The organism is Staphylococcus simulans (assembly GCF_003043455.1).
Classification (GTDB): domain Bacteria; phylum Bacillota; class Bacilli; order Staphylococcales; family Staphylococcaceae; genus Staphylococcus; species Staphylococcus simulans_A.
Map to the genome: position 1 here is coordinate 1 of NZ_PZGG01000022.1, position 15069 is coordinate 15069.

Consider the following 15069-nt stretch of genomic DNA (forward strand, 5'->3'; position numbering starts at 1 on the left):
TTTTTAGGAAGTAAAGAGAATTGAATTGAAAATATCAAAGAATTAATAGGATAAAAATCATGGATGCATAATGTGATTAAAATTAATTGATATGGTAAGTGGTTAATAGATTGAATACATGAAAAAAAGCGACAGCTCTTGAGGGGAACTGTCGCTTCGAAAATCGATGTCATCGCAAGCACCGATTTTCATAAAGTGGTGTGTGGTCCAGTGGGAGGAAAGACCACAGCTTATTTATGTTTAGGATAGATTATTTATGGATTAGCGGAAATGGAATGGACATACTAGGAGGTCTTTTTCCGCTAATTGAAAGGATAAATTGTTTACTTCATGCTTTGATGAACGGTTTCAATGTTAGATTCCATCATTTTGTAGTAGGAATCTCCTTTACTGCCTTTTTTGCCAATAGAGTCTGTGTAGACTTCTCCTGAAATTGGAACGCCTGTTTCTTCACTCAAGCTTTTCATACTTTTATGATCGACACTTGTTTCGACTAATAGATTTTTCAAGTTGTGATCTTTAACGAATTTAATCGCTTGTTTCATTTGTTCAGGAGTTCCTTGTTTTTCAGTGTTAATTTCCCAAATATAGCCGGGAGTGATGCCATATTGTTTTGAGAAATATTTAAATGCGCCTTCACTTGTGATCATAGCGCGTTGATCTTTAGGAATGTCATCGAACTTGTCGTGACTGTCTTTATTTAACTTTTCAAGCTTGTTGATATAAGCATCACCTCGTTTTTCGTAGTCTGCTTTGTGTGCTTTATCATGATTGATTGCAGCTTGCTGAATATTCTTCACATATTTGATGCCGTTCTCTAGACTTAACCAAGCGTGAGGGTCTTGTTTTGTCTCATCGCCTTCAGCACCGTTCAGGTAAATTGGTTTTACATCTTTAGAAACGCGTACGACACTATCATCTTTAGTTGTTTTGCCAGCTTGGTCTAAAGCATTTTTAAACCAACCATTACCTGTTTCCAGATTCAATCCGTTATAAAGGATGATATCTGCGTCTGTTAAGGCTTTGATGTCTTTAGGTTTGACCTCATATTCATGAGGATCTTGGCCGATAGGAACTATGCTATGTATATCCGCATGGTCCCCGACTACGTTGTCGGCCATGTCATATAGTATTGAATTGGTTGTGACGATTTTAAGTTTATCGTTATCAGAGGCAGTTGATTTTGAATCTTTACCTCCGCCGCATGCTGCTAATAGCAATAATATGATAGCTAATAATGGTACTAATTTTTTCATGATGTAACTCCTTTTTTGATTTTGAGAGTCAATTTTGAATAGATAAATGTACCGACATAAATAGCAAACGCACACAAGACAATTGTTGCACCACTAGGGATGTTATAAATGTAGCTGAAATACATACCGATTATTGAACTGATTACACTGATTAAACTGGCTACAATCATCATAGACCATAATTTCTTGGTGATGAGAAAAGCTGCTGAAGCAGGTGTAATCAAAAGTGCAACAACGAGTATAATACCCACAGTTTGAATGCTTGCGACTGTCACGAGTGACAAGAGCAGCATCACAAAGTAGTGGATGGCTGTTGTGTTTAAACCGCTCATTCTACTAAAGGTTGAATCGAAAGTAGAAATCATTAATGGGCGGTAAAAAATGATGATAAGCAAGAGTACTATTATGCTGACAATAATCGTCGACCAGTACGCACTATTGGTAATCGCTAGCAAATTACCGAATAGAATGTGATACAAGTTCGTCGTACTATTGATCAAGCTGATAATAATTACTCCGGTAGCTAAGAATGCTGTAAAACTGATACCAATGGCTGCATCTTGTTTGGTTTTACTTCGTTCAGAAATAAAGCCGATGAATAGACTGGCTAACATTCCTGTGACTAAAGCTCCGACAAACATCGGAATGTTAAAAAGGAATGATAGTGCAACCCCTGGCAATACAGCATGGCTCATCGCATCACCCATGAGCGACAACCCTCTTAATACAATCAGGCTGCCGACTGTTCCGCACACAATGCCGACACAAATGGAAATAATCAGGGCGCGATTTAAAAATTGATACTGTGTGAGTTGTTGTATAAATTCGTACATAAATCTGACTCTCTTTCTAATTCTTTAATGGCGCTGTGGTTGATTCATGAATGTCTCGTTTAATCGTTCTGTAGTCATTGCTTCTTCACTTGGTCCGAAATAACGTAAAGTTTTGTTGAGCAGAATGACACGATCGAAATAAGTGGTCGCTTTTGATAGATCATGATGCACGATTAATATTAATTTACCTTCGGCTTTTAAAGCTTCAATTTTACGCATAATTAATTGTTCACTCGTGAAATCAATTCCTACAAAAGGTTCGTCTAATAAGTAAAGTTCACTCGTCGACATCAAGGCACGTGCAACTAATACACGTTGCAACTGTCCGCCACTCAATTGAGAAATTTGGCGTTTACGTAAATGAGTTAATTCCATTTCTTCTAATAACTGAGTTAAGCGTTGCTTAATTTGTGCAGAAGGGCGTCTGAACCACCCGATTTCCTTATAAGCGCCTGATAGTACGACGTTTTCAACATCAATTGGAAAATCTAAATCTAAGTAGGCTTTTTGCGGTATGTATGTGATGTTCTTAAGTTGTGATTCGACTGGTTGATTGTTCAACAATTGGACACCTTGTGATTTAAACTCTCCGATTAACGCTTTGATTAATGAGGATTTTCCTGCACCGTTCGGACCCATAATACCGATAATTTCACCGTGAACAGGAATAGACAAATTGATATTTTGTAAGACATGCTTATTGCCTAAATATAAATCCAAATTCTCAATTTCTAACAATATCACACCTCCTAAAAGAATTTTTAGGGTAACCTAATTTATTTCATCATAAGACATGAATTTTCGCGTGTCAAGTCTTTTCGTGATACAATAAAGTGAATCTGGATGGAAGGAACGGTGACAAGATGTTAACGGAAGAAAAAGAAGATTACCTCAAAGCGATTTTGAATAATGGCGGCGCAACTTCATTCGTTACAAATAAAAAACTTTCTCAATACTTAAATATTAAACCCCCATCCGTGAGTGAGATGGTCAATCGTTTAGAAAAAGCAGGCTATGTAACTACTAAACCTTATAAGGGTGTGAAGTTATCCGAAGAAGGTTTCAACCATACATTAGAAATTATTAAGCGTCATCGCTTATTAGAACTTTTCTTAATCGAAATATTGAAATACAACTGGGAAGAGGTACACCAAGAAGCAGAGGTACTAGAACATAGAGTGTCTGATTTGTTTGTTGAACGTTTAGATTCATTGTTGAACTATCCGACTACATGTCCGCATGGCGGTATTATCCCAAGAGACGGTAAATTTGAAGAAATCTACAATGAGTCATTAAAAACATTCCAAGCAGGAGATCAAATCGTTATTCGTCGGGTACGCGATCGTACGAAGTTATTAATTTATCTTTCAAGTAAATTTATTTCAATCGGGGATACGGTTACGGTAATATCTCGTGATGATACAAACGAAGTCATCGCTATTCAAAAAGGGGACGACCCATTAATCATTTTAAGTTATGAAAATGCGGCACATATTTTTGGGGAAATAGCGGATGTATAAATAGAATAGAAATCAGAGTGGTTCATCATTGGCGTAATCTTTTGAGGTTACGTCTTTTTTTAGTCGTTCTAATTAATGAGATACATATCATTCTTTGTACCTATGGATAATTCAAAAAATCGTCATATAATAATAAAAAAGATAAAAGAGGTATATGGATGAAGGGGAATACAGAGCATCAAACAGAAAAAATAGTTTTAGTTGTCAGCTCATTGATCTTTTTGTTTATAATGATTGGGAATTATTTAAAATTAGATGTTTTAAGACATATAGATCAAACGACATTACATTGGTTTATACAAACGTTCGGCGAACCCAAAATGCAGTTTGGTCATGGCTTTCTTAATAATTATATGACTGCACTGGCTACTTATGGAGATGTATTAACGTTTGTAGTAATGTCTATTGTCATTGCGATTATTTTATTATTCAAACGGTACTATGTATTAAGTTTATGGCTTTTAGCCACAGTGGCTTCAGGAGGCATCTTAGGTATTATTTTTAAAGATATTATTTATCGTCATCGCCCGTATGACCATTTGTTGGCAGATACAGGATTTTCTTTTCCCAGTGGACATTCATTATCTAGTACGTTAATTGTGATTATTATGTTTGCGGTGTTTTTACCTAAGGTGAGACATCGTGCAATTCAAGTGATAATTGCTGGTTTGCTTTCAGTGTTATGGGTAAGTATTTTATTTTCAAGAATGTACTTTCATGCACACTTTTTAACTGACGTGATAGGCGGTGTCTCTTTAGGTATTGTTTGGGTAATGGCTGCTATCTTGATATATCGCTCGTTATTCATGAAGTTACCTCAAATCAATTTACTTCGAACAGGTAAGACTTATTATATAAAATAGTAAAATAAAGAAGCTTTGCGGTGTCATATCGCAAAGCTTCTTTTATTCATCTATTCATCTCTATTAAATTTGTTTGCCCCAAATATTTAAGTCTAAGCGTTGATTATCGATGTGTGCGATTTGCGGCATTTCTCCCCAAAGAACGTAGCCTTGTTTTTCAAACAGTTTGTTGCACGGTATGTTTTGAGCGAAAACATAACCGGTTAAAAAGCGGATCCCTAACGCTTTGGCTTCTTGTTCTAGACGTTGCATCACTTTAGTGCCAATACCTTTACCACTAATCTGTTGATCCAAATAGATGCTGACTTCTGCAGTTTCATCATAAGCAGGTCTGCCGTAAAAGTAATTCAGACTCGCATAGCCAATTGGACGCATCTCTTCATCATATACTGTAAACAAAGGGCGCATGGCATCGTGTTTATCAAAGATATGTGCCATTTCTTGTTCTGTCACTTCATCAATATCCGCTGTGATGTTACGTGCAGCTATGGCTTGATTATAAACTTTTGTAAATAACGATAAATCGACTTGTGTTGCTGGACGAAGCTTTACCATTTATATCACCTTAATTCTGTAAAAGTAGAATAGTGATAATAGCGTACACGATATAAACGTTAAAGGCAATCCATAACAAGCTGAAAATTACGACAGGGATACCAGTTAATTGACGTAAAGCTAAACCATCCCAGTCTATGACATGTTTCGTGAAAGTCAAAGTAATAATTGTCCAAGTCGATTGTAATAACTCTCCGAAAAGTACACCTAAAATAAAGTGATAAATCAACGATAAGATAATGACAATGAATTCAGGTTGCCCGTTTTGAATTAAACCATAAATCATGATACCTAATAAAAGGGTCAGTAAAATAGGAATACCTTTTCTAGAAGTAATCAGCACAAAATAAATAAAGATACCTAGATAGCTGAAAACGAAGAGTGAAGGATAATGGTAGTATCCCGCAAAGAGACCGACTGCCAACATCAATGGCGGCATTAAGTAACCACCAAGAGTAGTAATAATCATTGTTAGTCTGCTTCTTGCTCTTGTGACCGCAAAACCTTGCCTGGAAGTTTGTATACGTTCTCTAGGAGAAGTCACAATGACTAAGTCTTCGGTACGCCCACCACTCACTTTATTAAACAAAATATGTCCGAATTCGTGTGTCAGAACTGGAATATAATTTAATACAATGTCCAGAATGGCAAAGCTTGGTTTATGGCGATTGCGATGTACAAATAGATACGCAATGGCGATTAATACGACCCAATAGAGATGGAGGGTCATGGAAGTACTCAAAATATCTTTAATTAACTGCATAATTTAACCTCTTCTTGAATTAGAAAAAGTTGAGATACATGACCTCAACTTATGATTTAACTTTATTGTATTAATTTTAAGTGTTAACGTCTTGCGTCTTCGGACCTATTTTAATCATTCGGCACGTCTTTGATGTAACGTGCGGGATTACCTGCGACAACTTGGTTTGCGGGAACATCTTTAGTGACCACACTGCCTGCACCGACAACAACATTATCACCAATGGTGATACCTGGTAAAATAATGGCACCTGCGCCAATCCATACGTGGTTGCCGATCGTTATAGGATAGCCTAACTCTAGTTCAGCGGCACGTGTTTTAGGATTTAAAGGATGAGTTGCGGTAATCAACTGAACGTTCGGACCTAAGAGCACATGATTGCCGATCGTGATTTTTGCGACATCTAACATCGTCGCATTGAAATTCGCATAGAAATGATTGCCGATAGTAATGTTGTAGCCGTAGTCAAAATGAATGTCTGGTTCAATGAAGACTTCTTCACCGCAAGTACCCACGCTTTGTCGGAATAAATGCATACGTTCTTTAATAGAAAAGGCGTTGTTGATTGCTTTTGTTGCGTGGCGTGCTTTATGACGTTCCTTTACTAACTCAGGATCTCTTGAGTCATAGAGCTGACCGCTCAACATTTTGTCTTTTTCACTTGTCATAGTATCTAACCTCTTTGATTCTCATAATAAATTCAGATTACCACTTATAGTGAGGAATGCAATCAATTCAACTGACGTGTATAATAAGATGAAATGAATCTATAACATTAGAGGTGCAAGTTAGGAGTTTGAAGCGATGAGTATTCAACAAAAGCATAAACAAAATAAAGTAGATATTTTGTCTGTTCAATTTGATAATGTGACAATGGAAGAGATGAGAGAAGCGGTCATGCATTTCAGAGAAACAGATACGACTGATAATATGTTTGTAGTGACTGCGAATCCTGAAATTGTAGATTACGCATTAGATGATCAAAGTTATTATGATTTAATCAGTGAAGCAGATTATATCATTCCAGATGGATCAGGGATTATTCAAGCAGGCAGAATATTAGGTACCCCGTTAAAAGAACGTGTGCCAGGTATCGAATTTATGGCAAAGTGTTTAGAAATTGCTGAGCGTTATCATCAGCGTGTCTTCTTATTAGGTGCATCTGAAGCTGTAGTCGCAAAAGCCAAACAAGAGCTACAACATCGATATCCTCATGTGACTTTCGATGCACATCACGGTTATATCGATTTAAAAGATGAACAAGTGGTTCGTAAAGTAAGTAAATTCAATCCGGATTATGTATTTGTCGGTATGGGTTACCCTAAACAAGAACAATGGATTAAACAACACCGTCATCGCCTTCAACATACATTACTGATGGGTGTCGGCGGCTCTATTGAAATTTATAGCGGAACGAAAAAACGTGCACCTTTATTGTTCCGTAAAACAAACCTTGAATGGTTCTATCGCTTGATTACAGATTGGAAACGTATGGCAAGAATGCGCAGATTGCCTAGATTTGTATCCAAAGTTTTCCGTAAACGTTTGAAGCGTAAATAATATTCAAATAAGCCTTCTCTAACAATATAGGAAAGTTAGAGGAGGTTTTTGTATGAACAAAATATGACATCTACATAATGCGTATTGAATATTCAGAAAAATAAAATAATATTATATTATTCACATATGAAGTGTATTGATAAGCATGATTGAGACAATCATTTCTTTAAGAGCATAAACAACATACATCAAGAGGTGACAACATAAAAAAGGGATTCTATTATTGATTTTCGATTTGGTTTCGACCTTTGGTTCGGAAATCTTTTTCTTTGCTTGTTCATTTTATATTTTAAGAGAAACAAGCAATGGTACATTATACGGTTTTGTTATAGGTATGATGGCTGTAGTTCAAATTGTGTTAGGTCCAATTATGGGGAACCTAGCCGATTATAAAAGTAATCGAAAGATGATCTTTATTGCGCAATTATTAAGTGTGCTATCCATCACTGTGTTTTTAGTGGGGTATCAAAATCATTTATGGGCACTGGTTATTTTAATGATGATGCTTACTGCGACTGATGTGCCAGTAGGTTTAATCATTGAATCTAATTTAGCGAAGATAACAGGGGAGCAATTAGAGCGTTTTGTGTCTTTAAGAAATATTGTGATTATGGCCACATCATTCTTAGCGCCAGTAATCGGCGGTATTGTGGTAGGATTCCTCTCTATTGAACAAATGGGGTATGTGATTTTAGTGACTGAATCACTTGCCATGTTGACGATAGCATTTATACCTTTAAGCAGACATGTGGAAAAAGAGAACCAAGCTTTCATCAATAACTTCAAAAAAGGTTTTCACTACATATGGGCTAAAAAGGATTTAGCGACGATGGTGGTTTATTTGGCAGTGATTAACATTATTTTGTATGCGATACCGATTGGTATTTCAATGTTAGCCATTCAAAAGATGCATGTATCTTCAAGTGCATTTGGATGGATAGAGGCTTCTTTAACAATCAGCATGGCGTTAGGCAGTATCATTCTTGCGATTTTCCCGCCTAAACAAAATTTACGTTTATATTTAATTGGATCGAGCTACACGATTGCGATGATTTTCTTTGCGTTAGCATTGATTACGATGATGGCAATGGGAAATTTAACTGGGGTGTTAGCGCTGATTGGCGTATATATTGTATTAGGTTTCAGCGCACAATACAGTAATATTCCACTTCAAATCTATTTTCAAAAACGCATTGAGGAAAGTTATAAAGCAAGGGTCTTCTCTGTCAGCTTTGCGCTCAGTCAATTCACCAAACCTTTAAGCATTATGTTCTTCAGTTTTATCCTTGGCTACAACTATACGCTTGTTTTTCTGATTACAGGAATAATTTTCGTCATGATTGTGGTCACATTCACTAAAATTGTGTCTAAAGATGTGTTTGATAAAGGCATCAACACGTCATCAGAAGAAGGGGTATAATAGAGATAAATATAAGCAGAGGAGTGACATGCGTGGCAAGACATAAAATTTATGATATGGCATTCGCAAGTGTTTATCCGCATTATGTGACAAAGGTTGAGAAAAAAGGGCGTACGAAAGATGAGTTGCATAAAGTAATCACTTGGTTAACAGGATATGATGAAGCGGGTTTACAACAAGTTTTAGATGAGCAAATATCTTTTGAAGATTTCTTTGCGCAAGCACCTGCCTTAAATCCGAATCGCAAATTAATCACAGGTGTTATTTGCGGTATTCGTGTTGAAAATATTGAAGAGCCTTTAATGCAGGAGATTCGTTATTTAGATAAGGTAGTAGATGAGCTTGCGAAAGGTAAGCCATTAAATAAAATAATGAGGAAATGAATTGATGATTAAAACGTTTTCAAGTTTTACAAAATGATGAACTTATAAAAAATATATTGCAGAATCGTAATCGTTACGATACAATGTACTTAATTTAAAAACGGATTCGATGAAAAAGATATGAAATACAGGAATTAAGTCAGAGATAGAAAGTCGTCGGCTGGAAGCTTTCTAATTACTTAAACTGTGTTTTACTCCTTTTGAGATGTATGTGAAAACATACCGATTAATGACATGTTACGTCATTCTAATGAGGAAACAAGTAGGGGCTGATAGGAGAGCAACTCTTATCCGGTCTTATTTAAGCACTTGTTTCGAATGTGGGTGGTACCACGAGCATAAACTGCACTCGTCCCTGTTATCAGAGGATAAGTGCAGTTTTTTATTGAATAAAACCAACTATTAGAATTTAAGGAGGCAATAATTATGGCAGAACAAGTTATCGTTACTTTACCAGATCAACGCAAATTGGAGGTGGCACAAGGCACAACACTTTACCAAGTTGCGCAACAAATCGGCAGCTCATTTGCGAAAAAAGTTGCGGTTGCGAATGTGGACGGCACATTATATGGTTTGAACGAATACATCGGAGAAGATTGCCAAGTTGAATTCTTGACATATGAAGATGAAAAAGGGTTAGAAGCCATTCGTTATACTTTAGGTTATTTAGCAGGGGAAGTGCTTGAAAAACACGGTGCGAAAGTTGCTGGATTTGGCGTGAATAAAGAACAATTCTTTGTGGATTTCAAACCTGAAGCAAACTTAAAAGCAGCGGATTTAGAAAAAGTTTCTAAAGATATCCAAAAAGCAGTAAGCGCAAATCATCCTATTGAAATTCGTGAATTATCTAAATTAGATGCATTAGATCAATTCAGTGAAAATGCCTTTATGCAACACCATATTGAACAAGCAGCAGAACCTGTGAAAGTTGCGATTCATGGAGACTACGCAGCAGTCATCGACCAACCTTTAGTGCATAACTTATCTAAAGTGAAAAACTTCAGTTTACAAGCTGTATCTGCGACTAACTGGTTAAGAGATGTGAATAACGAAGCATTACAACGTGTTTCTGGCTTCGCATTCGCAGATGCGAAAGCCTTAGAAGACCATCAAGCATTTATTGATAAATATGAACAAGTGAACCATCGTCGTTTAGGTAAAGAACTAGATATCTTCTCATTCTCAGAATTTGCGCCAGGTATGCCGTTCTATGCGCATAACGGCCAAGTCATTCGTTTAGAATTACAAAATATGTTGAGACAATTACAGTTTGAAGCGGATTATGAAGAAGTCTATACTCCATTTATCATGGATGAAACATTATGGAAAAACAGTGGACACTGGGATCACTACCAAGACAATATGTACTTCACTGAAGTCGACGAACAAACTTATGCGTTAAAACCAATGAACTGTCCAGGACATATGTTGATTTACAAAAATCATTTACATTCTTATCGTGATTTACCAATTCGTATGGCTGAGTTCGGACAAGTCCACCGTCATGAATTAAGCGGTTCTTTAAATGGTTTATTCCGTGTAAGAACATTCAACCAAGATGATGCACATATCTTTGTACGTCGTGACCAAATCGAATCAGAAATCTTAGATGTCCTAGGTTTAATTCATAAAGTTTATAGTGTCTTTGGTTTCGATTACAGTATTGAACTTTCTACTCGTCCAGATGACTTTATGGGTGAAATTGAACTTTGGGATTTCGCAGAACAATCATTAGAAAATGTTTTGAACCAACACGGCTTTGAATATACAGTAAATGAAAAAGATGGCGCATTCTATGGTCCTAAAATTGATATTCATATCAAAGATGCATTAGGACGTAGTCACCAATGCGGTACTGTACAACTAGATTTCCAAATGCCTGAAAAATTCGATTTAACTTTCGTTAATAAAGACGGAGAAAAAGAACGTCCAGTAGTTATCCACCGTGCAATTTACGGTTCAAGTGATCGTTTCATCGGTATCTTACTTGAACACTTCGGCGGTAACTTGCCATTATGGTTAGCACCTGTACAATTAGAAGTTATTCCTGTCAATGCAGACTTGCATTTGGCTGCGGTAAAAGACTTGAAACGTCAATTGAAAGCTGAAGGTTTCAGAGTAGACTTAGATCTTTCAGATGAAAAAATGGGTTATAAAATCCGTCAAGCACACTTAAGAAAAGTACCTTATACTCTTGTTGTGGGAGATAACGAAGTAGAAAATGGTACAGTTGCGGTAAGAAAACGCGGTGATTCTGAAGAGACTAGCGTAGATGTAAAAGACTTCATCGAACAATTGAAAGCAGAACGAGATGTTTTGAACTCAGTAGAGTAAGTTTGAAACGTTAATTGAATATAAAAAATACGCATTGCAGTAGAAAGGGTAGCTGCAATGCGTTTTATTTTTAAGGGTTATTATTTTATAGTTTCATGTGTTTCAATTAAGTAGTTGAGGGAGCTTAATTGAACACAGGTTTTTTGACATTTTTATTATTTTTATTAATGAGGGTAGGATTCAGAATGCAGGGCTATTACTTTCTGAATCATTGTATGGTTTTCAAGATTGAGTCTAAACGTTTTGTTTTGGTCTTTTCCATATATCATGTGTGCGTTTAATCGATGGTTTATATTCAGAGCGACTTAAACTCTGTTTTATTTGAGTAAGGGTTGTGTTGTAAGTTTGAAATAGTAACGTATAGCATAGGAAAGTTGAGGGCACTGCTGGTGGTGATGAATTGTGGGAATTCATACAGCAGATAACTATGCATAATTACCTTATTTCAATACTTAGAGCGTTTTAAACTTTTAACGCTGTTTTATTTAACCATCAATCGCTGTTATAGGCATACTGATTACTATTTGGCACTTAACTTGAACTTATCGGTTGTTGTTAGGGTTATTGTGTAGCTATGACAGCTTATTGCATTGTTTATGATTTGCTTTTTCAATCAAACAGTTTAAAACAGGAGGTTGCAAGTTGATTACTGTCAGCGTTGTATCAGCTTTACGCGTATAGAATGGGCTGTTTTCTTATACGTAAAGCACATTATTATTATTGGGCTGAATTCAATAAGCTACTATAGTGGTGAGTGCAGCTTATTGAGAAATTTTTATAGAAATGAATGGTTATTTAATAAGATAAGTTCAAATTAATGATATATGGAAATAAAAAAACTCGCTCCTGTTTACATGCATCACCTCCTTGAAAAGTCTTTACGAGTTTCAAAGCGGGTTAGTAAACAGCACCGAGTACCTTACACCAATCCTAATCTATTCTGTTAAGATTCAATATTACGATCGAATACGAATATTGAAATCACTTCGTCATCTTCTAAATTAACATCTGTAAATAATTTTACAAATTTCGCGCCTACCAACTCTTCCATTTCTGTAGGTGGATGTTGGTTGTAAAGTTGTTTGATTTCCTCTGTACGTCCGAATTTAAGCATTCTTTCGAATTCCTTACTTTCAGTATTACGCAAATAGAAATTCTCAACTTTACTTAGGCTTCCTGTCATATGGGCTACGGCCCAGTTATCTTTGAAAAACACTTTGATTTGTTCAGGACCTTTGCCGATATGTTCTTTACGATACGCACGGACAAGGTTCGCAAATGCTTGTGTCTTATTTTGTTTAGCTATATCAATCACCTGCTTACTTGAGAAATGATATGACATATTGAAGTTCAGGTTGATTAGATTTCAATGTTTTGATACACCATCACTTTAAAGAAAATGAAGCGTGCAGCAGAATCATTGAAATGATTACTTGTATCAAAATGTCATTGTATGAGAGCATCAGACATTAATCAAGTGTGCAATATTAATTCACCTGTTGTTAATACACTTGTACTTAATGATAATACTTTTTTTCTTTGATTTAAAGAGGTTTGCTTAAAGTTTTTAGAGTAAAAAGATTCTGACATATCAATATCGCTTTAAAAGAGTGAAGCAGAAGTGAAAAAGAAAAAGCAGCTTATACTGCGATTTCTTTTATAGCTTCAATTGTTTATTTCATCACAAATCTTTCTTCGTCTAAGTTTTTACGGAAAGCTTTTTGGTCTGCTTTAGATTTCTTTTTGAAATCTTTAAGGAATTGTTCGTATTTAGGTAATACTTCTTCAACTTCGCCGAATTCTTTTAAACGACCGCCTTCAATCCACGCAATTTTTGTACAGAATTGACGCACTTGGCCGATGTTATGACTGACGAAGAAAATGGTTTTTCCTGCTTCTTTAAATTCATGAATTTTGTCTAATGATTTTTGTGTAAATGTTTGGTCTCCGACAGACAATGCTTCATCAATCACTAAGATATCTGGATCAATCGTGACGTTGATAGAGAAACCGAGTTTAGCACGCATACCACTTGAATACTTTTTAACAGGTTGATAAATAAACTCTCCAAGCTCACTGAATTCAACGATTTTAGGTGTGAGTTTTTTAATTTCTTTACGTGTAAAGCCCATGCACAACATTTTAAATTCAATATTTTCTAATCCAGTCAATTGTGCGTTAAGCCCTGCATTAATCGCAATAACACTGACTTCACCATTTTTTTCGATTGAACCTGCGGTATTTGATAAAGATCCGCCGATAATATTGCTGAGGGTTGATTTGCCTGAACCGTTGATGCCGACTAAACCGATAATATCACCTTTATACGCTGTCATTGAGACATCTTTTAACGCGTAAAATGTTTTGTTCTTATGATTAGGAATGAGCGCATCTTTGATTCGTTCTTTGTTATTACGATAGATACGATATTCTTTTGTAATATTATCCATCTTTACAGATACATCTTTCATTGTATAACCTCTTCCTTAACCTCTATTTACTCTATTATAGTATATATTGCGATGCCGAGCGGTCAAAACGCATATGAATTCTTCAACGCTATAAATTTTACCATTTCTTGAAGAATTGGTCATTATTTTCGTCGTCAAAGTCATTTCTTTACCATTAGTAATGAAAATTATTCCATTCTATATTATAATTACGTATAATGTTGAGATGGATATATTTCAAGCATAGAGAAAAAATTACATACACTTATGTAATGAAATGCGCAAATCGTTTGAAAGCGTGGTTTGAACATGGGAGCATTAATAACTGTTCTGAAAGAACATATTAAAGGATTTTATTTAATCCACAGGTTAGCACAATTCGAGCTGAAAATTGCTAACCATAACAACTACTTAGGTATGGCGTGGGAATTAATCAACCCGCTCATCCAAATTTTAGTATACTGGTTCGTGTTCGGATTCGGGATTCGTACGAACGCACCGGTTGATGGGATACCGTTCATCTTCTGGATGCTTGTCGGTATCAGTATGTGGTTCTTTATCAACCAAGGAATATTAGATGGGACACGCTCGATTGTATCGAAATATAATCAAGTGGCGAAAATGAACTTCCCGTTATCAATTATTCCAACCTATACCGTAACCGCAAAATTATATGGACATTTAGCATTACTCGGGATTATTATCATTTTCTGTATCGCTTCAGGTATTTATCCGACGATACATATTATTCAGTTATTCTTATATGTACCATTTGCGTACATTGCTACAAGTGCTGTCGCAATCTTAACTTCGACTCTAGGTGTATTAATTCGTGACACACAAATGATGATGCAAGCGTTAATGCGTGTATTATTCTATGCATCACCAATTTTATGGGTCGCTAAGCCAGGTTCGATTGTACAAAAGATTCTGATGTTGAATCCGATTTATTTCATCGCAGAATCTTATCGTGCAGCAGTACTGTATCATAACTGGTATTTTATTGATCATTGGCAATTAGCACTATACAACGTATTTATTGTAGTATTTATATTCTTTGTAGGTTCCATTCTGCACATGCGCTACAGAGATCAATTTGCAGACTTTATGTAAGATTATTTAAGAGTAAACT

15 protein-coding genes are annotated in these 15069 nt (G+C 35.9%); 7 read left to right on the forward strand and 8 right to left on the reverse strand.

The annotated features are described in order from the left end of the window. Positions 1 to 323: 323 nt before the first annotated feature. Genes mntC through BU038_RS05385 form a run of 3 tightly spaced genes read right to left on the reverse strand, consistent with a single transcriptional unit; the run spans position 324 to position 2827 of the window. Positions 324 to 1256: a manganese ABC transporter substrate-binding lipoprotein MntC gene (mntC, locus tag BU038_RS05375; RefSeq protein WP_107605173.1), complete on the reverse strand. Its 933-nt coding sequence runs from the start codon at positions 1254 to 1256 to the stop codon at positions 324 to 326. After that, the gene (locus BU038_RS05380; protein WP_107605174.1) at positions 1253 to 2089 is read right to left on the reverse strand and encodes a metal ABC transporter permease; all 837 of its coding nucleotides are present in this window, start codon (positions 2087 to 2089) and stop codon (positions 1253 to 1255) included. The genes mntC and BU038_RS05380 overlap by 4 nt, the downstream gene beginning before the upstream one ends. A gap of 24 nt (positions 2090 to 2113) precedes the next feature. Next, positions 2114 to 2827 (reverse strand): metal ABC transporter ATP-binding protein, encoded by a 714-nt coding sequence (locus BU038_RS05385; RefSeq protein WP_107605175.1) that lies wholly within the window; start codon positions 2825 to 2827, stop codon positions 2114 to 2116. Between the two features lie 125 nt (positions 2828 to 2952). Between BU038_RS05385 and BU038_RS05390 the strand changes: the two genes are divergently transcribed. Together BU038_RS05390 and BU038_RS05395 are read left to right on the forward strand one after the other, a co-directional pair. Continuing rightward, positions 2953 to 3609 (forward strand): metal-dependent transcriptional regulator, encoded by a 657-nt coding sequence (locus BU038_RS05390; RefSeq protein WP_107605176.1) that lies wholly within the window; start codon positions 2953 to 2955, stop codon positions 3607 to 3609. A gap of 158 nt (positions 3610 to 3767) precedes the next feature. Continuing rightward, on the forward strand, positions 3768 to 4472 hold the full coding sequence (locus tag BU038_RS05395; protein WP_107605177.1) for a phosphatase PAP2 family protein: 705 nt from the start codon (positions 3768 to 3770) through the stop codon (positions 4470 to 4472). 63 nt (positions 4473 to 4535) lie between these two features. Here the strand turns inward: BU038_RS05395 and BU038_RS05400 are convergent, their stop codons facing one another. The 3 genes from BU038_RS05400 to BU038_RS05410 all read right to left on the reverse strand — a co-directional run bounded on the left by BU038_RS05400 (position 4536) and on the right by BU038_RS05410 (position 6458). After that, on the reverse strand, positions 4536 to 5027 hold the full coding sequence (locus BU038_RS05400; RefSeq protein ID WP_107605178.1) for a GNAT family N-acetyltransferase: 492 nt from the start codon (positions 5025 to 5027) through the stop codon (positions 4536 to 4538). 10 nt (positions 5028 to 5037) lie between these two features. Then, on the reverse strand, positions 5038 to 5790 hold the full coding sequence (locus tag BU038_RS05405) for a M50 family metallopeptidase (RefSeq protein ID WP_107605179.1): 753 nt from the start codon (positions 5788 to 5790) through the stop codon (positions 5038 to 5040). A gap of 110 nt (positions 5791 to 5900) precedes the next feature. Further along, on the reverse strand, positions 5901 to 6458 hold the full coding sequence (locus BU038_RS05410) for a sugar O-acetyltransferase (protein WP_107605180.1): 558 nt from the start codon (positions 6456 to 6458) through the stop codon (positions 5901 to 5903). A 136-nt stretch (positions 6459 to 6594) separates the two neighbouring features. On the opposite strand from BU038_RS05410, the gene tarA reads away from it, so the two are divergent. From tarA to thrS, 4 genes are all read left to right on the forward strand, one after another. Beyond that, positions 6595 to 7350: an N-acetylglucosaminyldiphosphoundecaprenol N-acetyl-beta-D-mannosaminyltransferase TarA gene (tarA, locus tag BU038_RS05415; RefSeq protein ID WP_107605181.1), complete on the forward strand. Its 756-nt coding sequence runs from the start codon at positions 6595 to 6597 to the stop codon at positions 7348 to 7350. A 223-nt stretch (positions 7351 to 7573) separates the two neighbouring features. Continuing rightward, entirely contained in the window at positions 7574 to 8770 is a 1197-nt protein-coding gene (locus BU038_RS05420) for an MFS transporter (protein ID WP_158262786.1), read from the forward strand. A 32-nt stretch (positions 8771 to 8802) separates the two neighbouring features. Further along, the gene (locus tag BU038_RS05425) at positions 8803 to 9153 is read left to right on the forward strand and encodes a DUF2200 domain-containing protein (protein WP_107605183.1); all 351 of its coding nucleotides are present in this window, start codon (positions 8803 to 8805) and stop codon (positions 9151 to 9153) included. Between the two features lie 426 nt (positions 9154 to 9579). Beyond that, positions 9580 to 11487: a threonine--tRNA ligase gene (gene thrS, locus BU038_RS05430; RefSeq protein ID WP_107605184.1), complete on the forward strand. Its 1908-nt coding sequence runs from the start codon at positions 9580 to 9582 to the stop codon at positions 11485 to 11487. A 943-nt stretch (positions 11488 to 12430) separates the two neighbouring features. On the opposite strand, the gene BU038_RS05435 is transcribed toward thrS, so the two are convergent. Both BU038_RS05435 and tagH read right to left on the reverse strand, forming a co-directional pair. Further along, positions 12431 to 12802 (reverse strand): DUF2294 domain-containing protein, encoded by a 372-nt coding sequence (locus BU038_RS05435; protein ID WP_241963152.1) that lies wholly within the window; start codon positions 12800 to 12802, stop codon positions 12431 to 12433. A 358-nt stretch (positions 12803 to 13160) separates the two neighbouring features. Next, a complete protein-coding gene (gene tagH, locus BU038_RS05440; protein ID WP_107605186.1) occupies positions 13161 to 13958 on the reverse strand; it encodes a teichoic acids export ABC transporter ATP-binding subunit TagH in 798 nt (265 codons plus the stop codon). Between the two features lie 288 nt (positions 13959 to 14246). Here tagH and BU038_RS05445 point away from each other — a divergent pair, with 288 nt between their 5' ends. Then, entirely contained in the window at positions 14247 to 15050 is an 804-nt protein-coding gene (locus tag BU038_RS05445) for an ABC transporter permease (protein ID WP_023015447.1), read from the forward strand. Positions 15051 to 15069 lie beyond the last annotated feature (19 nt).

Bases quoted from the DNA above. Each gene is read 5' to 3' on its own strand.
- BU038_RS05380 (WP_107605174.1), bottom strand. From the start codon at position 2,089: ATGTACGAATTTATACAACAACTCACACAGTATCAATTTTTAAATCGC.
- BU038_RS05390 (WP_107605176.1), top strand. From the start codon at position 2,953: ATGTTAACGGAAGAAAAAGAAGATTACCTCAAAGCGATTTTGAATAAT.
- tarA (WP_107605181.1), top strand. From the start codon at position 6,595: ATGAGTATTCAACAAAAGCATAAACAAAATAAAGTAGATATTTTGTCT.
- tagH (WP_107605186.1), bottom strand. From the start codon at position 13,958: ATGAAAGATGTATCTGTAAAGATGGATAATATTACAAAAGAATATCGT.
- BU038_RS05395 (WP_107605177.1), top strand. From the start codon at position 3,768: ATGAAGGGGAATACAGAGCATCAAACAGAAAAAATAGTTTTAGTTGTC.
- mntC (WP_107605173.1), bottom strand. From the start codon at position 1,256: ATGAAAAAATTAGTACCATTATTAGCTATCATATTATTGCTATTAGCA.
- BU038_RS05400 (WP_107605178.1), bottom strand. From the start codon at position 5,027: ATGGTAAAGCTTCGTCCAGCAACACAAGTCGATTTATCGTTATTTACA.
- BU038_RS05405 (WP_107605179.1), bottom strand. From the start codon at position 5,790: ATGCAGTTAATTAAAGATATTTTGAGTACTTCCATGACCCTCCATCTC.
- BU038_RS05410 (WP_107605180.1), bottom strand. From the start codon at position 6,458: ATGACAAGTGAAAAAGACAAAATGTTGAGCGGTCAGCTCTATGACTCA.
- thrS (WP_107605184.1), top strand. From the start codon at position 9,580: ATGGCAGAACAAGTTATCGTTACTTTACCAGATCAACGCAAATTGGAG.
- BU038_RS05445 (WP_023015447.1), top strand. From the start codon at position 14,247: ATGGGAGCATTAATAACTGTTCTGAAAGAACATATTAAAGGATTTTAT.